A 16,916-nucleotide genomic window follows, 5' to 3' on the forward strand; every position below is an offset into this window, starting at 1 on the left:
GAAGATGGAAAGCCAACATCCGAAGATGCCGACTGGTTTGATTTGATTTCTTCCGAAGAAGAAATCGGTCAGCCGTCACATACTTATTGCTGAACTCAAATCACCAACCAAATTGCCAAATATCATACGAAGGCCTCAACAGGCTCTTCGGTTTTAAGCAGACGTCAATACGCCTGCCGTCCGCGTCGCGATCCAGAAGATTCCAAATCGCGGGCTCGGCAGTTTACTGCCAAGATTTATTTTCGCAAGCGACTTTCATTCGTCAAGGAGAAAAGTCTCCAAAGAGCAGAAAGTGCGGGGCGAAAAAAAGAACGAATGCCTCAGGTCACGTCGACCCGTTGCATCCGTGTGTCGCGGAAGGGAATAATAACCTCCCGCCCTCTCGCGTCAACCAGACCGCCCGGGTTTTGTGAAAAAACGGCGAAAATCTCCCGGAGCGTCGGCGGATGACACCCCCTCCGGCGGCCGCTAGAATGTTATCTCACCAATAGTTACGCCATTTCTCCGATGCAGGAGCAAGTCATGTTTTCGCAGGTCGAAGAGTATCTCAAATCGCAGCAGACCGCCCATTTGGAGCAGCTGAAATCGTTTCTGCGGATCCCGAGCGTGAGTGCCGATCCCGAACGCAAAGCCGATATGCAGACGGCTGCCGACTTCGTTGCCGGCAAGCTGAAGGAGGCTGGACTCGACACACAGATTCATCCGGTCGATGGACACCCGATTGTCACCGGGGAATGGCGGAAGGCTGGTAAGGATGCCCCCACCGTTCTGGTCTACGGACATTACGACGTGCAGCCGCCCGATCCGCTCGATCTGTGGACGACGCCTCCATTCGAGCCGGACGTTCGCGATGGAAAGATCTACGCTCGTGGAGCGACCGACGACAAGGGGCAAATGCTGACGCATGTGCTGGCTGTCGATGCCTGGATGAAGACGGTCGGCAAGCTGCCTGTGAACGTGATCTTTGTCATCGAAGGCGAGGAAGAAGTTGGCAGCAACAATCTCGACCTCTTCCTCGAAAGCAAGAAAGAGGAGTATGCCTGTGATGTGGCGGTGGTGAGCGACACGAGTATGTACGCCGCGGATCTTCCGGCCATTACCTACGGGCTGCGGGGCATTCTGGCGTGTGAAGTGAAAGTGACCGGGCCGAATCGCGATCTGCATAGCGGGGTGTTTGGCGGAGCGGTGACGAATCCGATCAACGCGCTGACGCAGATGCTGGCGAAAGTGCAGGACGACGACGGCCGTGTGCTCATCCCCGGCTTCTACGATGATGTGATCGAGTTGACCGCCGAAGAACGGGAGCAGTTTGCTGCTCTGCCGTTTTCTGAAGACGACTTCAAGCAGGATCTTGGCGTCGATGCGGTCCACGGCGAGCCTGGGTATTCGACGACCGAACGCCGCTGGGCGCGGCCGACGTTTGATCTGAACGGGATCTATGGCGGGTATCAGGGAGCCGGGCCGAAGACGATTGTCCCCTCCTATGCTGTGGCGAAGATGACGTGTCGGCTGGTCCCGGATCAGGACGCCGCGAAACTGAGTGCGGCTCTGAAATCGCTGCTGAAATCAGTCTGCCCGCCGGGAATCAAGATGGAGTTCCGCGAATATCACGGCTGCACGGGGCACGTTTTCAATACGTCGGGACCGCATTTCCAGGCGGCTTCAAAGGCAATTGACTTCGCCTTTGGCAAGGAGCCGGTGATGATTCGCGAAGGGGGCTCGATTCCCGTTGTGGCGACGTTCCAGGAGATCTTCGGCGTTGAAACGCTGCTGCTCGGCTGGGGATTGAACAGCGACAATCTGCATAGCCCCGATGAGCACTTCCACGTGGCGAATTTCCAGCGCGGAACGCTGGCGAGTGCGAAGTTGTGGGAGGAGTTGGGGCGTTAGGCGTTAGGCAGCAGGTCGCGATGGATGACGCTGGCTTTGCCAGTGCTTTGACGACTGTTTGGGTGCACTGGCGGAGCCAGTGGCACACATTGAAAACAGGGAGCGTATTGGAGTGGCTTCGCCATCCAGACGCACGCGTCTGGGGCATCCGGTCATCAGAGGGGTTATAGCGTCATCAGCGTAAAGATGGTGACTATGACGCCTGTCATGGCGAGGAAGAGCCAGAAGGGGCTCCATTCTTTCAGCCGCCCGCCGAAGGTGTACCAGGGGTAGTAGCCGCCGGCCTGCCAGCCGTGATGCAGGTAGCAGCCGCAGGCCGGGCAGGCGTCGGCATCTTCGTAGACGGCTGCTCCACATTCGGGGCAATCGGCGGTGTCGGTTTCGTCGTCATTGTCGTAATGGTTGTCGCCGTAATCGAGGTCATCGTCCCAGTCGTCGTCTTCGTAATCCATGAGGCGATCTGCTATGCTTGGCCGAAGTTCTTGAGGTTGGTCTGCTCCGAAAAATGGGGGCAGCCGCACGATATCTGAAACCGGTCCCGCTGCCCAGACGGGACTTTCCGGATCGCGACTTATTCGCGTCCCAATAAGGTCTGTTCCATGCCCGCCATTACGATTCGTGACTCCGTTTCCGGCAGCCAGGCTCAGGTGTTGCCCGAACTTGGCTTCAATCTTTTTCAGTTTTCGGTTCCCATCAACGGGCAGACCGTTGAAGTTCTCGATGCGGACGAGAACTTCGCCGAAGGAAATGTGAAGCCGAGCCGCTGCGGAATCCCGATTCTGTTTCCGTTCCCGAACCGAATCGCCGAGGGCAAGTTCACGTGGGACGGCAAAGAATACCAGCTGCCGACGCCAAAACCGGGTGCTCATTATATTCACGGGTTCTGTCTCGACCGACCGTGGCGCGTTATCGAGCAGACCGAGAACTCGGTGACGGGTGAGTTTCAGTTGAGCAAAGATGCTCCGGATCGCCTCGAACTGTGGCCTGCCGATTTCATCATTCGCTGCACCTATCTGGTGCGCGGCAATGCCTTGAAGTCGCAGTTCTCGTTCACCAATCCGGACGACAAACCGCTGCCGTGGGGCTTCGGCACCCACGCCTACTTCCGGATTCCGCTCACCGACGGCAGTTCAACCGAGCATATCGTCCTGGAAGCTCCTGCTCACAAGAAGTGGATCCTGGAGAACTTCATTCCGACGGGCGAACAGGTCCCGGTTGATGAAGCCTGTGATCTGACCGACGGGGCGTACTACTCGACGCTGAAGCTGGACGATGTGCTCACCGACCTGCGGCCCGAGGGCGAGACGCTGGAGAGCCTGGTGATTGATGAAGGAGCCGGGCTTCAGATCGTGCAGGAATGCGACAATCGCTATCGCGAACTGGTCGTCTTCACGCCGCCGGGACGGAATGCGGTCTGCATGGAGCCGTATACGTGTCCGACCGATGCAATCAATCTTACCGCGAAGGGGATTGATTGCGGCTGGGAGACACTCGATCCGGGCAAGAGTGTCCAGACGTGGATTGATATTCGCGTCGAACCGATCATGGCCTGATTTCAACATGTCCTTCTTGAGATGAATCATTCAGAGACTGCGATGACAACGGCTGGAGAAGATGCGGTACGAATGCTGCTTGATGGCGTCGCCAATGGGGATGTCGACGTGCAGTCGGCTCTCAAGCGACTCGGCTCAATAACCGCACAGTCGGGGCCTGCCAGTCTCGATCTGGATCTCGATCGACGAGATCGGTGCGGATTTCCGGAAGCAGTTTATGGCACCGGAAAGCCAGCCGAGGTGATCATCTCCGCCTTTCAGCGTCAGTCGGCTGCCGGTCAGAACTGTCTGGCGACGCGCTGCTCGGAATCGCAGGCGGAAGCGGTGCTGCAGGAGATCCCCGAATGCGAGTGGAATCCGCTGGCACGCACGCTTCGTCTGACCGTGGAAACGAGCGAGCAGCCGAAGGGCGGGACGTTCGTCGTCACCGCTGGAACGACTGATCAACCGGTCGCCGAGGAAGCAGCCGAGACGCTGCGGTGGATGGGGTTTGATCCCGGAATGATTTTCGATGCCGGCGTGGCCGGGCCGCAGCGGTTGCTGCGATCGGTCGAGAAGCTGCAGCATGCGAAAGTGATTGTCGTCGTGGCTGGCATGGAAGGTGCATTGCCTTCCGTCGTGGGCGGCTGGGTTCCGTGTCCCGTGATTGCCGTGCCGACGAGCGTCGGTTATGGCGCCAACTTCGGTGGACTTTCGGCGTTACTGGGTATGCTTAACAGCTGTGCGGCGAATGTCTGCACGGTGAATATCGATGGTGGTTTCAAGGGCGGATATCTGGCCGGACTGATCGCTGCTCAGTCAGCGGACAACGAGAACTAGAGCGGATCGCTCTACCGGCTGTCCGCATACGATCACGTTCCTGCCTGAACCGCAGCAACTTATGCGGACGGAACGGCTACACAGATCAGTAAACTGCTCTAACGACGGAGACAACACGGATGGTGGCACGTATTGAAACACTTCCTCCCCTTCCTTCCCGAAGCCAGGATGCCCACAAGGGCACGTTTGGAACCGCACTGCTGATTGGCGGTTCGCGAGGGATGGCGGGTTCGATTTCGCTGGCCGCTCTGTCGGCTCTGAGAACCGGTGCCGGGTTGGTCTTCGTGGCCTGTCCCGAGTGCTGTCAGGATATTGTCGCGGGGTTCGATCCGTCGTACCTCACGGTCGGACTTCCCCAGCAGCCGGATGGAACCATCGCTTACGATGCCCAGGAGCTGATTAACAGTCACATCGAGAAGTCCACTGCAGTGGGCATTGGCCCCGGGCTCGGACAGTCGCGTGATGCCGAACTGCTGATGCTCGATTTGTATGTCTCGGTGAAGCAGCCGCTGGTGATTGACGCCGACGGGTTGAACGCCCTGGCCCGATTGCCGGATGGGATTCCGAAGAACCCGGCTGGTCCGCGAATTCTCACGCCGCATCCCGGTGAAATGGGGCGGCTGCTCGGCATCAGCAGCTCTGACGTACAATCGCGGCGGGACGAGATCGCCGAGGAGTTCGCCAAAGAGCACAACTGCGTGGTTGTTCTCAAAGGGTTTCAGACCATTGTCACCGATGGCGAGACGATGTTCGTGAACACCTCGGGCAACAGCGGGATGGCGACCGGAGGAACGGGCGATGTTCTGACCGGGTTGATTACGTCTTTGCTGGCTCAGGGGCTCTCGCCGATTGATGCAACGCGGATCGGCGTGCATTTGCATGGCGTGGCGGGGGATTTAATCGCCGAGCGATACGGAGAGCGGGGGCTGATCGCTTCCGATTTGCCGCTCGCGATCGCAGAAGCGATTCGGCAGCATCGCTGATCGAACACTCAAACGGTATCGATTAAACGCTTCGCACGGGCTGGTCCGTTCGGAGCGTTTTTTCGTGTTACGGCGGACGCCTATTCCGCATATCCGCTATCGCTTGGGGAAGTTGCAGCCGAGATGGCTCGGCTCGTCAGATTCCGTTCGGCCAGACGTTGGAAATGACGAAGCACGATAGAGAGTGCCTCCGCTGATTGCGGAACCAACTTTCCTGAGCACGTGCATCATGGCTAAAGTGAAAAAGAACAACGACGAACCCCGCCGCGGACTCTTCAGCGGCTGGCGGAACTGGCTGTACGACCCCCGGGTGATCATCGCCTGTGTGGGAATCTGCGCTGCTCCGTTTCTGGCGAACATGGCCCGGAAATCCGGGACCGACTTCACGACACTGCCGCAGTACCAGGTCGATCGTCGTGAGGTGAAGCTGACAGAATTGCCCACGTTCGTGCCGGTTGACCTTCTCGAACGAACCTGGCAGCGGGCAGGGCTGGAGCCGACGTTTTCGCTGCTTGAGCCGCAACTGGCGGAGCGAATCGGCAAGGCGTTCGAGTTGTCCCCCTGGGTGCGGGAAGTGAAGCACATTCGCCTGCGATACCCGAACAAGATTGAGATCGGCCTGGAATACCGGGAACCGGTGGCACTGGTGCAGTTGCAGCAGGGCTACTATCCGGTGGACCGCGATGGCATCCTGTTGCCTCCCATGGATTTCTCGATTAAGCAGCTGGGCAGTTATCCCGCGGTGGAAGGGATTGATTCCGTGCCTCGTGGACCCGCGGGTGACCACTGGGGCGATCTGGCGGTCTGGGGAGCAACGCGGCTCGCGGAGATGATGCTTGCAGCCGGCGACAAAGATTCCCCCTGGAAGCGATTCCACTTCAAAACCATTCGCGTCGAAGGACATTCGGCGACGGGAATCCGCTCCATCGATGATCTCAACCAGGTGCAGTATCGACTGATTACCGACAAAGGGAGTGAAGTCATCTGGGGGGTCGCTCCCGACGTGCCTGATCCGACCGAGCCCAACGCTGAAACCAAACTCAAGAGGCTCGAAATGTATTTCCGCGACTTCGGCGGCCTGCAGACGGCCCAGGGACCGGTGGAGATCGACCTCCGCCGCTGGAAAGATATCGCCCGCCGCCCGTTACCGTCACCAGATGGCCGAGTGACGCGCTAGAAAGAATTCAACGGGAGAGACTAGCCGAGGGATGTCGCTGAAAAAGCGGATGGCACAGAGACTGATCTCTGTGTTGCCAGGCAACAGGAAGCCTGTCTTCTGCGTTGATTGTTCGATGGACGGAACGAGACTTTGTCCGGCGAGCAACGAGGACGGCTGAGGAATGCCTGTCCCCTCTCGTTCAAGCTCAAGCTTGCCCTCGCAACAGCCGAGAGCAAGAATGACGGGACTTCAGTTCACTTCATTTCGACACCACATCGAACGTCCCCAATAAACAGAATCGACATTCATGGCGGTTACACAAGCCGATTTTCGGGCAGTTGGATCTCGCGAATTGCCGCTGCGCACGCGGCCCGATATCCGCATTGAACGAATCGGCTATCAGGGGACCGGCTACTGGATTGTGAAGGATCCGGTCGCGCTGCGCTATTATCGTCTGACGCGCGAACAGCATCAGGTGCTCGAGAAGATGCGGGGCTCGGCCACGCTGGATGAGATCCACGAAGATCTCCAGCGGGAGAATCCGTCGATTCCGGTGAAGACCAGCGACGTGCAGCGTCTGCTCGCCGACCTGCACGAAAAAAATCTGCTTTACACGAAGCGGCTCGGGCAGGGGCGCCCGCTGTTGCATCTCAATAAAAAGAATAAGCGGAAAGAGATTCAGCAGACGCTGCAAAACTTTCTCTTTCTGCGGCTGCCGGGCTGGGATCCGGAACGGACGCTCAACGCGATCTATCCGTTCTTCAAATGGATGTATACCCGCTGGGCCGTCGGCATGGTGGTGACGCTGGCGTGTGCCGCTCTGCTGCTGGTCAGTATTCAGTTCGAAGAGTTCCAGTCGAAGTTGCCGGAGTTCCAGCAGTTCTTCGGCTGGCCGAACCTGCTCTACATGTATCTGGTGATCGCCGGAGCGAAAGTGATCCACGAGTTCGGTCACGGGCTGACGTGCCGGCACTTCGGGGGGGAATGCCACAAGATCGGCGTTATGCTCCTGGTCTTCAGTCCGACGCTCTACTGCGATGTGTCGGACAGCTGGATGATGAAGAACAAATGGCATCGCATCTGGATTGGCGGAGCCGGGGCCTATATTGAGGTCTTTCTGTCCTCACTGGCGGTTTTCGGCTGGTGGTTCTCTGAGCCCGGGTTGTTCAATTATCTCTGTCTGAACCTGTTCTTCGTGACGACGGTTTCGACGGTCATCTTCAACCTGAACCCGCTGATCCGTTTCGACGGATACTACATGCTCAGCGATTATCTGGAGATCCCGAATCTCAAGCAGAAAGCCGACAAAGCCCTGCAGCGGGCCTTCGCCTGGTACTGCCTGGGAATCCACATTCCGGAAGACCCGTTCGCTCCAGATCGCGCCAAGCACTGGTTTATCCTCTATGCGGTCGCGTCGTGGATTTACAAATGGGTGCTCGTCTTAAGCATCGCCCTGTTCCTGTATACGTGGATGAAACCCTATGGACTGCAGAACCTGGCGGTGACGCTGACCGCCTTTTCGCTGGGAACGATGATTTACGGATTGGGGCGATCGCTCTATCAGATTCTGTCGATGCCGAGGAATGAACCGATGAGTAAGGTCAAGATCGCATTCTCCACGCTGGTGGCAGCCGGAATCCTCGCGGCTCTGCTCGCCATTCCGGTTCCCTGGTGGATCCACTCCAGTTTCACCCTGGAGCCGCATCAGGTGCAGCATGTCTATTCGCTGACGTCTGGACAAATCGCGGAAGTCAGCGCGAAGCCGGGGGAGTTGGTTGAAGCCGGTCAGACGTTGATGACGCTCCGAAATGATGAGCTGGAAGATGAGGAACTGCGACTCACTGCCCAGCTTGATATGGCAGAGGCCCGTCGACGGACCGCCATTTCGTTGAATGATCCGGATGAAGTCCGCATGGCCGACGAACGGATCACTTCGCTGAAGGACTTGCTGGCGCAGGTCCGCGAACAGATCGACAATCTGACCATCACCGCTCCGATCAGCGGACGCATCGTCGCAGCCGAATCGGTTCCTGAACCGCCGCTGGACGATCAGTCGAACTCCGAGCTTCGCCAGTGGTACGGCACCGTCTTCGAGGACCGCAATCTGAACGCCTCGCTTGAGCCAGCCACGCATGTCATGAGCATCGCTCCCGATGACGAAATGCAGGCCGTGCTGCTCGTCTCGCAGGACGACCGCAACGAGCTCAAGGTCGGCACGCCGGTTCTACTGCGGTGCTATCACCTGCCGGACAAAACCTTTGACGGCGAAGTCGCCAGCATTGCCGACCGCCAGAGCGATTACGCTCCCAAGCAGCTCTCCAACAAGAGCGGCGGCGACCTGGCGACAGTGACCGACCAGCAGGGCCGGGAAAAGCTGACGGATCTGGCGTATCAGGCCACAGTCAAAATCAACGAAGACACAGACCTGATGCGAAGCGGCCTGACGGGCCGAGCCCGTTTCATCGTCGACAAACGCTCCGTCGGCGGCTGGATCTGGCGCTACCTCCGCCAGACGTTTACCTTCCGCCTGTAGTGTGCAGGGCAAGTTCCGATCGCCCTGCGTGATCTGATTAAAGAGCGTCCCCGCTCTACCGAGCATCCGCGAAAGGGTGGCCCCGAAAGATTCTTTCGGGGCGGCGCAGCCGTGGGAGGACGGAATTTGACGTGGGTTCCTGGTGAGAAATTCGCACCCATAGAAAACGAAACAGGGTTGAATCTTCCCCGTCGCCAAACTGCGTTCTCCGACGGCTTCGCCGCCCTGATAGCAGAGCTATCACGGCCACCCGGGTTCATTCTCGGGTGGCACAGACATTCCTGTCTGTGCGTGATTGGACGTCGATTCCCGAAAGAGCACGACTGTCCAACCCTGCAGGCTACGGCACAAACGGGTCCGTTTTCTGAGCGCTGCCGAACGGGTGATTTGTGTCGGCCGGGTTGAGCGGCGTCATTGGTGAGTCGAAGCCTTCGCGGGTTGGCTGGAGCTGTTCCCGGGACCTGCGTTCGGCCGCTGTCTGCTGATGCTGAACGGTGCGGATATAAACCGGCAACGTCAGATGGCTGCGCGAACGGGCGGCCTGGTGTCCGGTTGCTTCCTGGGGCGTTGCCTGAGGAGAACGAGGCGCTGCGGTTGATCCGGGCTGATAAGCCGGAGCGGACTCAAGCTGAGCGGTTCCGCCCATCTGATTCTGCTGGCCTTGAGAGATGGCGGCCGTTTCGATGGGAGCCGGAGCGGTGGCCGGGGGTTGAGCGGCATCCGGAGACTGACCGCGAACGACATCGTTCCGCTCCAGATTCGCCTGGTTCAATGCCAGAGCATTCCCTTCCGGCAGATTCAGACTGGGACTGCCCGCCATTACCCAGGAGTCCCACTTCTGTTCCAGATTGCCGACCGAGTTTACGCCATAGTGGGAACTGAGAGCATGATCCCAACTGCCGTGCCGGTGGGCATCCTGCAGGAACTTCAGGAACGTCTGGCGTCCCCCCTGCTGAACGAGGTAATCGGTCAGCGAATAGCCCTGGGCATAGAGCTTCATCACGTCCCGCATGTCGGGCGGATACTCGGTCATCTTCAGCAGCGACTGCAGCGGAATCTTCCGGCCCGACCGCATGACATCGTCGAGCAGACGTGTCTGACGCCGGCGTTCCGATTCGTGCTCGATCAGCGTCGACATGCCTTCGTCGGCCCAGCGAGGCAGCGGGCGACGGAAGATGCAGGCGAGAATTGTATGCGTGATTTCGTGAGGCAGGACCGAATCAAGGATGCGTTCTTCGCTTCCTTGAATGTCCATGTTCCAGCCGAGCACTTCGCCGTTCTGGAAGTTGAAGGTGGTTGCTCCGCCGGCTCCGATCTGCCCGACGCGGCAGCGAATGGGACAGGGAGCGGACCAGTTCGGCAACTCCTGCCCGGCCCACATCACGGACAGTTCCTTGCGGAAGCGTTCGGCTTCCCGGCCCACCCGTTCGGCAAACTCAGCTGTCGGAGCGGTCACCACAAAGTTGGGCGTCCGAAACGAAGCCGCAGACAGCGGGGTCAGCGATGCGAACAGAACGGTCCAGCAGACCAGCGCAAAACGAGCGGCAGGTACACGAGCTTCCATGCTCTGGTATCCTCTTTGTTTTCAGTGAGCGTTGCGACGAAGGCGAGGGACCGAATTCCATTCAGCCCGGCATTCGGTGATCGTGCGATCGAATCGAATGCGCCTTCCGTGGAAGTGAGGGAGCCGTTTCGCAACCACTGTGCCAGTCACTGCAGTGAAGCTGCCGCGTAATGCTGCAGAATCGATCTTGCAATGCCACCCTGTGAAGCGATTCGAGACACTTTTCCAGATCTCGAATTTGCCTCCCTGTCCCGGCGGGATTGTAAGGCTTACAAGCAAACGCGCGAGCCCGAACCTGGCCTGTTTGTAAATTTGACAACAAAGAGACGCGCCTCATCGGGAAATGAGACAGCCTTCAAACGTCCCGCCAGCACCGATCCCTATTGTTCATTTTGACCAGGTTGCCTATCGTTTTCGCTGATTCAGATTGCAGTCCATGGAAAGGATGTCAGCCGTGGCCACGGAGAACGTCGAGAACGATCAACTCTATTATCCGCCCGCCGACGAACGGCAGCTCACTGCCCGAGCCGTCATCACCGGCTGTATTGTCGGGAGCGTCGTTTCCTGCACGAACATCTATATTGGACTGAAAATCGGCTGGGCATTTGGAGCCTCGATCATCTCTGCGGTGCTGGCGTTTTCGTTGTTCTCCATGTTCCAGAATCGACTTTCCATTCTGGAAACGAACATCGCTCAGACCGCTGGCTCGGCCGCCGGTTACATGTCGTCGGCTGCTGGCCTGCTGGCTCCAATTCCGGCGATGGCCATGCTCGGCTACGAGTTCCACTGGTCAGCTCTCATGCTCTGGGCGGTTTCGGTGGCCTTTCTCGGCGTCTTCTTTGCCGTTCCATTGCGACGGCAGGTCGTGGAAATCGACAAGCTTCGCTTTCCGACCGGTACTGCCACGGCTGAAACGATTCTTGCCATGTACGGCGACGCAGCCGAGGCTTTGGCGAAAGCCCGAATTCTGATTGTGGCGGGCGTTGTCGCGGGACTGTTCACACTAAATTATCACTTCTTCCCGATCCTTGAGAAACCTCAGATCCACACCTGGCCCATTCTGAGTGGTCTCTCGATTCTGGCCGTGGCGGCGACCTGGGGCTTCGAGGTCTATCTCGGTCCTTCTCTCATGGGAGCCGGATTTCTCATCGGCCCCCGAGTGGTGTTATCGCTCGTTGGGGGAGCCATTCTCGGCTGGGGCATTCTCGGTCCGATTTCTCAGCAGATGGGCTGGGCACCCGGCGAGGTGATGAGTTACTCAAACGGCCCGCGGGGCTGGCTGCTCTGGCCGGGGGTCGCTCTGATGGTCTCCGAAGCGCTGATGGCTCTGCTGCTCTCGTGGAAAACATTCGTGAACGCCCTCACGATGCCGGTGATACGGAATCTCGATACAGATGAAGGCGAGAGTGAGCCGACGCACATCCCCAACAGCTGGTGGATCGGTGGCCTGATCCTCGGCTCGATCCTGACGACATTCATTACGTACAACGTTTTCAGTATCCCCCCCTACCAGACGGTCATCGCCATCGCCCTCTCGGCAGTCCTGGCCGTGGTGGCAGTTCGTTCGGTCGGCGAAACCGATATCAATCCGATTGGCGGGATGGGCAAAGTGACTCAGCTTGTCTTTGGCGGCATCGCCCCGGGGAATATGGGCACGAACCTGATGAGTGCGGCCATTACCGCTGGCGGAGCTTCGCAGGCGGGCGACATGATGCAGGACCTGAAAACAGGTCGCCTGCTGGGAGCCGCCCCGCGGAAGCAGTTCTTCGCTCAGCTGTGCGGCATCTGCTTCGGGATCCTGTTCGCTGTTCCGGTCTACTTCATCTTCACGAAAGCCTACCCGCTCGGAAAAGACCAGCTTCCCGCTCCAGCCGCGATGGCCTGGAAGGCGATGGCCGAGGTGCTGAATGTCGGATTCTCTGCTCTGCCGCCGTATGCGGTGCATGCCATGGTGATCGCAGGGATCGTCGGGGCGCTGATTTCCATCCTGCGACTCAACAAGACCCTCCGCCCTTACATTCCTTCAGGACTGGCGATGGGCATCGCGTTCATCGTTCCCGCCTATTATTCCCTTGTGATGTTCTACGGTCTGGTCATCTACCTGATCTGGAAAACGGTCGCTCCTCAACAGGCCGAGCGGTACAACTTCGCACTGGCCTCTGGATTGATCGCCGGTGAAGGGCTGATGGGTATCGTGAACGCAGGTCTTACGATTCTGGGCATCGGCTGATTCAGTCTCTTGGTGGTCCCTTCCAAGCCGAGTCCCAGGAGGCGGAACCAATGCCTGTATCCGTTGATCTCATTTCCGCGGCCTTCAAACGCGATCCGTATCCCACCCTGATGCGGATGGTGGAGCAGGGGCCGGTAGTCGAGACGACCTTTCCGTTTCTGGGAAAGGTCTACATGGTCACGACGCATGCCGCGGTGAATGCCCTGTTGAAGGATACGAAGAATTTCATCCGCGATCCCCGGTCGCTCGGCAAGTCGCCTCTTCCCGGGTTCAACTGGTGGACACCGCGTTGCCTGAAGATCATGGCTTCGGGAATGATCATCCGCGATAATCCCGATCATCGACGGCTGCGGATACTCGTTGATCAGGCGTTCTCCCGTTCCAGCATGGAACAGTTGCAGCCGCGTGTCGAGCAGATCACCGATGACCTCCTGAGTGAGATCGAGCAAAAGGGGGCTGCCGGAGAGCCCGTCGATTTGGTGGAAGGTCTTTGCCGCCCTTTGCCGATTGCGGTCATCTCAGAGCTGCTGGGGCTGCCTCCCGAGGACCGCGACATGTTCGCCAACTGGGCCGAGCGTTTTGCGATTGATCCCTCGTTTCGCGGCCTGATCTCGCTGCTGCCAACTCTCTGGAAAATGGAGAGTTACGTTCGCAGGCAAATCAAACTCTGCCGCCAGTCTCCGCGGCCGGGGTTATTGAGCGCCCTGGTTGACGTCGAAGCCGAGGGTCAACAGCTGAGTGACGACGAAGCGGTCGGCATGACGTTGCTGTTGCTCTTCGCCGGACATGCCACGACGACAAATCTCATCGGCGACCTGATTCTCGAACTTTGCGCGCACTCGGATCAGAAGGATCTGCTTTTTGAAGACTGGTCCCGCATCGACGGAGCCGTGGAAGAAGCTCTGCGATATTCAGCTTCGGTCCTGAGCTCGAAACCGATGTATGCGGTCCACGATCTGAAATTTCACGGCCTTGAATTGGAGCGGGGAGATCGGGTGATGGCGCTGCTCTCCGCAGCGAACGTTGATCCCGCCGTGTTCCCGGAGCCTTTCCGGTTCGACATTCTCCGGAATCCGAATCCACATCTGGCATTCGGAACCGGTATTCATGTTTGCCTGGGACTTAAGCTCGCTCGGCTGGAAACGCGAGTGGCGATCTTACGCCTGCTCGGTCGATTCCCGAAACTTGAGCTGGCCGTTCCCCGTGAAGAGATCCGGTGGACAGCCCTCAAAGGCATGCGTGGACCGAGTCAACTTCCGGTCCATCTGCATTCAGAACAAGCCTGAACAGGTCGTTTTCCCGCCTGTCCGTCTACAAATGTCGCTCGGCAGAAACGCCGCATCTGACACGGACGGGGGGATCAACCACCTGAGCAGGTCTAGGCGGGGATCGACTGGCTGACACGGTCCTTGGAGACCGACGCCGCCTTGGCTTGAGTCACCCCGCCTGTCTCTTCAATCTCAAGTTCCAGCTCGCCGCGACGAATATCGATGAAGGCATCGGCATCGATACCGATTTTTACACGACCATTGGAAACCTTGAGCACTTTGATTTCGATTGAGTCACCGATCAGAATCCGTTCGTTGATTTTGCGTGACAGCACCAGCATCGCACCCTCCATGGAATTAACTGTAGATTTCGTGAAAAAAATCGAGCGTCAGCGGATGAAACACTGTTGCATTTGCCGTGCCAGATGCTCTCCGACGGGACCATTTTGAAATAATGGGTAGTCTGCGTAAATTCAGCCCGCGATTCGCTGACCGCCGATATGGGGGCGTTCTCCATCTCAGCAGGCGGCATTGATCGATCAGCAGCCCGATCGGCACGGCAGCGATCGCTGCGAAATCGACCAACCTGATCGTGCGTTCGATTTCGCAACATTCGACTGTGGTATTAAGACCGCATGTGTTGTTTTGGTGCACACTCAGACCCGGGAACGTCGAGGCCCTATTTACCATTTCCCGGAGAGTCGTTACGTTTCTCCCCAAGCGGAGGCTATTTCCGAGGAACCGGTTCTCCCAGGGAAGATCGCCTGTGAATGGCGTCAGATCTGCCTTCAGTCCCTGAGACGGAGCAGAGTCTGAAGGATGGATCGCTCACGTCGCCTGGCGACGCCCCCCAGCATCGGTTGCCCATATGAAAGTTCGAATCCTGATCCTCGATTCGCAGGATCCTCCGCTGTCCAGTCGCATCGAGGCCCATCCGAACTGGGAACTCGTGACCGTCCAGGAGACCGGTGCGGCCTGCACCCTGATCCGGGATCGCGAATGCCATCTGGCCATCGCCAACGATACCCAGACGGAATCCCTGTCCAAGGCGCTGCGGGAAGAGTGCAACGCCGATCTCAGTGAGGTGCCAATCATCGTCGTCAGCTCCGGCGATGATCACACCTCGACCGTCAACTCGCTGAGTCTGGGGGCCATCTGCTTCGTGCCGAAATCGGCTCCGGATCTGGTCCTTTCCGATGTCATTCACCGCATCCTCCGCGTCTGCGGCTACGGCGTCTCCCAGGAAAGCATCTTCAAAGATTGCCTCCAGTGTCATTTCGTTTTCCGGATCGACAACGACACGAGCATCGTCGCGAACTATGTGTCCCAGCTGCGTGAAATCATCTCCGTGATGACGAACGCCTCCACGCGGGACCGCATTCGTGTGGCCGTCGCGACAGAAGAAGCGCTGCTGAATGCCATCATCCACGGCAACCTCGAAGTCGACTCCGCACTCCGGAATGGAGACGGAACCAAATTCGTCAAGCGAATGAAAGAGCGGCAGGCGCAGGCTCCTTACGAAGGCCGCCGCGTGCGACTCACGACCAATATCGGGGAAAGCTCGATCGAAGTGATCGTCGCCGACGAGGGTCCGGGATTCGACCGTTCGGCAATTCCTGACCCAACCGACCCCGACTTCATCATGCGTCCCCACGGTCGGGGCCTGTTGTTGATTCAGACATTCATGGACGATGTCAGCTTCAATGAAACAGGGAACGAGATCACGATGCGGAAGTCGTTCGAAACCGAACCGTCGGACGCCTGACCATCAGAGTTGTCGGATGTCGCTGGCTCGCGCGGGGTGCCACTGGCTCGGCCAGTGTCCTCGTGCAACGCGTCCGACCCGCCGGCCTCGACTCTAACCGTGCATCCGCCTCGCCAGTGAGAACGCTCCCAGCACCCCGGCTTCGCTCCCCAGAGAGGGCGGCACGATATAGTTGTCGATGTTCTCCAGAATCTCGGGAGCCTGAACGTAGCCGTTGAGGAGCTTCACCACATGCTTCCGCACGAGGTGATGCAGATTCGGATGCTCCATGACGCCCCCACCCAGAATGACCTTCTGCGGTGACACCGTGCAGATGTAATTCACAACCGCATGAGCCAGATACTCCGCTTCGAGGTCCCAGGCCGGATGGTCGGACGGCAGGTCCTTCCCCGCCTTGCCCCAGCGATCTTCAATAGCCGGGCCACAGGCGAGACCTTCGAGACAATCGCCATGGAACGGGCAGCGGCCTGGAAAGGGATCGCGTTCCAGATTGTGCGGAATGCGGATGTGCCCCATTTCGGGATGAATCAGACCGTGCATCAGCTCGCCATTGACCAGTCCACCGCCGCCAATCCCGGTGCCGATCGTGAGATAGATGAATGTATCGAGTCCCTGTGCGGCTCCCCAGGTATGCTCGCTGAGTGCGGCGACATTCACGTCGGTATCGAACGCGACGGGAACCTTGAGCGCGTCCCGAATTGGCTGCACGAAGTTGGTATGACTCCAGTGCGGCTTGGGCGTCGCGGTGATGTAGCCGAAATGCTCGGAATCGGGGTTCGGATCGACCGGACCGAACGAGCCAATTCCGATCGCTTCGAACGCGTTCTTGTCGGTGGCGTGCTTCTTGAAGAAATCGATGCAGCGACCGATCGTCTCGTCCGGAGTTGTTGTCGGGAATCGTTCGATATGCTGAATATCATCGGGGTCGCTGCCGATCGCGCACACGAACTTGGTTCCCCCCGCTTCAATTCCGCCATACAGTAATTGCATCGTTGCCAACCTCTGGTTTCCGGTCTGGTGCGTTCGATCGCTCGGCGAGCACTGGCCTCCCATTGTATCGGGAGGTCTTCAGGATCAAGCAAGCCGCGGTCGATGCTATGATAATTTCCCTCCATTTGACCAGTCACTGCCGTGAGCATTCTTTCGGATTCA

The 16,916-nt window shown here is 58.4% G+C and carries 13 protein-coding genes; 9 read left to right on the forward strand and 4 right to left on the reverse strand.

What is annotated here, in order from left to right; translation table 11 throughout:
• Positions 1-522: 522 nt before the first annotated feature.
• Entirely contained in the window at positions 523-1,890 is a 1,368-nt protein-coding gene (locus L1A08_RS12390) for a dipeptidase (RefSeq protein ID WP_238756720.1), read from the forward strand.
• Positions 1,891-2,054: 164 nt separating this feature from the next.
• Here the strand turns inward: L1A08_RS12390 and L1A08_RS12395 are convergent, their stop codons facing one another.
• On the reverse strand, positions 2,055-2,342 hold the full coding sequence (locus tag L1A08_RS12395) for a hypothetical protein (protein ID WP_238756721.1): 288 nt from the start codon (positions 2,340-2,342) through the stop codon (positions 2,055-2,057).
• A 147-nt stretch (positions 2,343-2,489) separates the two neighbouring features.
• Here L1A08_RS12395 and L1A08_RS12400 point away from each other — a divergent pair, with 147 nt between their 5' ends.
• The 5 genes from L1A08_RS12400 to L1A08_RS12420 all read left to right on the forward strand — a co-directional run bounded on the left by L1A08_RS12400 (position 2,490) and on the right by L1A08_RS12420 (position 8,937).
• Entirely contained in the window at positions 2,490-3,443 is a 954-nt protein-coding gene (locus tag L1A08_RS12400) for an aldose 1-epimerase (protein WP_238756722.1), read from the forward strand.
• 42 nt (positions 3,444-3,485) lie between these two features.
• Entirely contained in the window at positions 3,486-4,262 is a 777-nt protein-coding gene (gene larB / locus L1A08_RS12405) for a nickel pincer cofactor biosynthesis protein LarB (protein ID WP_238756723.1), read from the forward strand.
• A 119-nt stretch (positions 4,263-4,381) separates the two neighbouring features.
• Positions 4,382-5,245 (forward strand): NAD(P)H-hydrate dehydratase, encoded by an 864-nt coding sequence (locus L1A08_RS12410; RefSeq protein ID WP_238756724.1) that lies wholly within the window; start codon positions 4,382-4,384, stop codon positions 5,243-5,245.
• 229 nt (positions 5,246-5,474) lie between these two features.
• Complete coding sequence (locus tag L1A08_RS12415) at positions 5,475-6,422, forward strand: cell division protein FtsQ/DivIB (protein WP_238756725.1); 948 nt, start codon at positions 5,475-5,477, stop codon at positions 6,420-6,422.
• Positions 6,423-6,711: 289 nt separating this feature from the next.
• Positions 6,712-8,937, forward strand: a complete 2,226-nt coding sequence (locus L1A08_RS12420) for an HlyD family efflux transporter periplasmic adaptor subunit (RefSeq protein ID WP_238756726.1) — start codon at positions 6,712-6,714, stop codon at positions 8,935-8,937.
• Positions 8,938-9,277: 340 nt separating this feature from the next.
• On the opposite strand, the gene L1A08_RS12425 is transcribed toward L1A08_RS12420, so the two are convergent.
• Positions 9,278-10,501: a peptidase MA family metallohydrolase gene (locus tag L1A08_RS12425; protein ID WP_238756727.1), complete on the reverse strand. Its 1,224-nt coding sequence runs from the start codon at positions 10,499-10,501 to the stop codon at positions 9,278-9,280.
• 454 nt (positions 10,502-10,955) lie between these two features.
• On the opposite strand from L1A08_RS12425, the gene L1A08_RS12430 reads away from it, so the two are divergent.
• On the forward strand, positions 10,956-12,731 hold the full coding sequence (locus L1A08_RS12430; protein WP_238756728.1) for an OPT family oligopeptide transporter: 1,776 nt from the start codon (positions 10,956-10,958) through the stop codon (positions 12,729-12,731).
• Positions 12,732-12,781: 50 nt separating this feature from the next.
• Positions 12,782-14,017 carry a cytochrome P450 family protein gene (locus tag L1A08_RS12435; protein ID WP_238756729.1) on the forward strand — a complete coding sequence of 412 codons (1,236 nt, stop codon included), beginning with the start codon at positions 12,782-12,784 and terminating at the stop codon, positions 14,015-14,017.
• Between the two features lie 92 nt (positions 14,018-14,109).
• Here L1A08_RS12435 and L1A08_RS12440 read toward each other — a convergent pair whose 3' ends face one another.
• The gene (locus tag L1A08_RS12440) at positions 14,110-14,340 is read right to left on the reverse strand and encodes a carbon storage regulator (protein WP_238756730.1); all 231 of its coding nucleotides are present in this window, start codon (positions 14,338-14,340) and stop codon (positions 14,110-14,112) included.
• Between the two features lie 527 nt (positions 14,341-14,867).
• Here L1A08_RS12440 and L1A08_RS12445 point away from each other — a divergent pair.
• Complete coding sequence (locus tag L1A08_RS12445) at positions 14,868-15,764, forward strand: ATP-binding protein (RefSeq protein WP_238756731.1); 897 nt, start codon at positions 14,868-14,870, stop codon at positions 15,762-15,764.
• Between the two features lie 93 nt (positions 15,765-15,857).
• Here L1A08_RS12445 and L1A08_RS12450 read toward each other — a convergent pair whose 3' ends face one another.
• Positions 15,858-16,754, reverse strand: coding sequence for an ROK family protein (locus L1A08_RS12450; protein ID WP_238756732.1), 897 nt, complete (start codon positions 16,752-16,754; stop codon positions 15,858-15,860).
• Between the last annotated feature and the right edge of the window lie 162 nt (positions 16,755-16,916).

The organism is Rubinisphaera margarita (assembly GCF_022267515.1).
GTDB lineage: Bacteria > Planctomycetota > Planctomycetia > Planctomycetales > Planctomycetaceae > Rubinisphaera > Rubinisphaera margarita.

Bases quoted from the DNA above. Each gene is read 5' to 3' on its own strand.
- L1A08_RS12390 (WP_238756720.1), top strand. From the start codon at position 523: ATGTTTTCGCAGGTCGAAGAGTATCTCAAATCGCAGCAGACCGCCCAT.
- L1A08_RS12395 (WP_238756721.1), bottom strand. From the start codon at position 2,342: ATGGATTACGAAGACGACGACTGGGACGATGACCTCGATTACGGCGAC.
- L1A08_RS12400 (WP_238756722.1), top strand. From the start codon at position 2,490: ATGCCCGCCATTACGATTCGTGACTCCGTTTCCGGCAGCCAGGCTCAG.
- larB (WP_238756723.1), top strand. From the start codon at position 3,486: ATGACAACGGCTGGAGAAGATGCGGTACGAATGCTGCTTGATGGCGTC.
- L1A08_RS12410 (WP_238756724.1), top strand. From the start codon at position 4,382: ATGGTGGCACGTATTGAAACACTTCCTCCCCTTCCTTCCCGAAGCCAG.
- L1A08_RS12415 (WP_238756725.1), top strand. From the start codon at position 5,475: ATGGCTAAAGTGAAAAAGAACAACGACGAACCCCGCCGCGGACTCTTC.
- L1A08_RS12420 (WP_238756726.1), top strand. From the start codon at position 6,712: ATGGCGGTTACACAAGCCGATTTTCGGGCAGTTGGATCTCGCGAATTG.
- L1A08_RS12425 (WP_238756727.1), bottom strand. From the start codon at position 10,501: ATGGAAGCTCGTGTACCTGCCGCTCGTTTTGCGCTGGTCTGCTGGACC.
- L1A08_RS12435 (WP_238756729.1), top strand. From the start codon at position 12,782: ATGCCTGTATCCGTTGATCTCATTTCCGCGGCCTTCAAACGCGATCCG.
- L1A08_RS12440 (WP_238756730.1), bottom strand. From the start codon at position 14,340: ATGCTGGTGCTGTCACGCAAAATCAACGAACGGATTCTGATCGGTGAC.
- L1A08_RS12445 (WP_238756731.1), top strand. From the start codon at position 14,868: ATGAAAGTTCGAATCCTGATCCTCGATTCGCAGGATCCTCCGCTGTCC.
- L1A08_RS12450 (WP_238756732.1), bottom strand. From the start codon at position 16,754: ATGCAATTACTGTATGGCGGAATTGAAGCGGGGGGAACCAAGTTCGTG.